Source organism: Prauserella alba (assembly GCF_024171735.1).
Lineage (GTDB): Bacteria > Actinomycetota > Actinomycetes > Mycobacteriales > Pseudonocardiaceae > Prauserella > Prauserella alba.
In genome coordinates this window covers 1-1,567 of record NZ_JAMTCH010000002.1, presented here as the reverse complement: position 1 = coordinate 1,567, position 1,567 = coordinate 1, and the positions used below count along the sequence as shown (strand labels likewise).

Genomic DNA, 1,567 nt, shown 5'->3' with positions numbered 1-1,567 from the left:
TGATCCTATGCTGTCGAGAAAAGCCTCTAGCGAGTGCGTGCGTGGCCCGTACCCGAAACCGACACAGGTGGTCAGGTAGAGAATACTAAGGCGATCGGGTGAACTGTGGTTAAGGAACTCGGCAAATTGCCCCCGTAACTTCGGGAGAAGGGGGGCCAGCCATCTTGAAACCCTTTGCGGGTTAGGGGTGGCGGGCCGCAGAGACCAGCGGAAAGCGACTGTTTACTAAAAACACAGGTCCATGCGAAGACGCAAGTCGAGGTATATGGACTGACGCCTGCCCGGTGCTGGAACGTTAAGAGGACCGGTTAACCACTGTGAGTGGTGAAGCTGAGAATTTAAGCGCCAGTAAACGGCGGTGGTAACTATAACCATCCTAAGGTAGCGAAATTCCTTGTCGGGTAAGTTCCGACCTGCACGAATGGCGTAACGACTTTCCGGCTGTCTCAACCACAGGCCCGGCGAAATTGCACTACGAGTAAAGATGCTCGTTTCGCGCGGCAGGACGGAAAGACCCCGGGACCTTTACTATAGCTTGGTATTGGTTTTCGGTTCGGCTTGTGTAGGATAGGTGGGAGACTGGGAAGCTGACACGCTAGTGTTGGTGGAGTCGTTGTTGAAATACCACTCTGGTCGTGCTGGGAATCTAACTTCGGACCATGATCTGGTTCAGGGACAGTGCCTGGTGGGTAGTTTAACTGGGGCGGTTGCCTCCTAAAGGGTAACGGAGGCGCCCAAAGGTTCCCTCAGCTTGGTTGGTAATCAGGTGTTGAGTGTAAGTGCACAAGGGAGCTTGACTGTGAGACTGACGGGTCGAGCAGGGACGAAAGTCGGGACTAGTGATCCGGCACCTCCTGGTGGAAGGGGTGTCGCTCAACGGATAAAAGGTACCCCGGGGATAACAGGCTGATCTTGCCCAAGAGTCCATATCGACGGCATGGTTTGGCACCTCGATGTCGGCTCGTCGCATCCTGGGGCTGGAGTTGGTCCCAAGGGTTGGGCTGTTCGCCCATTAAAGCGGCACGCGAGCTGGGTTTAGAACGTCGTGAGACAGTTCGGTCCCTATCCGCCGCGCGCGTAGGAGACTTGCGGAAGGCTGTCCCTAGTACGAGAGGACCGGGACGGACGAACCTCTGGTATGCCAGTTGTCCCGCCAGGGGCATGGCTGGTTGGCTACGTTCGGAAGGGATAACCGCTGAAGGCATCTAAGCGGGAAGCCTGTTCCTAGATGAGGTCTCCCACCCGTGATGGGTTAAGGCCCCCAAGAGATGATTGGGTTGATAGGCCAGACATGGAAGCGCAGTAATGTGTGTTGGAGTGGACTGGTACTAATCGGCCGAGGACTTGCCCACGAAGATGCTACGCACCCACTCTACGATCCTGAAACACCACACCACCCCACACGCGGGTGTGTGGGGAAGCGACAGCATGTGTTGTTTCGTAGTGTTTCGGTGGTGATAGCGGTAGGGGTACGCCCGGTCCCATTCCGAACCCGGAAGCTAAGCCTGCCAGCGCCGATGGTACTGCATCCGAAGGGGTGTGGGAGAGTAGGACACCGCCGAACTTA

General features: G+C 56.4%; 2 rRNA genes. Both read left to right on the top strand.

Going from position 1 to position 1,567, the window contains the following annotated elements:
- Nucleotides 1-1,352 (top strand): 23S ribosomal RNA (locus LY12_RS00020); the annotation flags it as partial.
- 95 nt (nt 1,353-1,447) lie between these two features.
- A 5S ribosomal RNA gene (gene rrf / locus LY12_RS00015) occupies nt 1,448-1,564 on the top strand.
- Nucleotides 1,565-1,567: the final 3 nt, after the last annotated feature.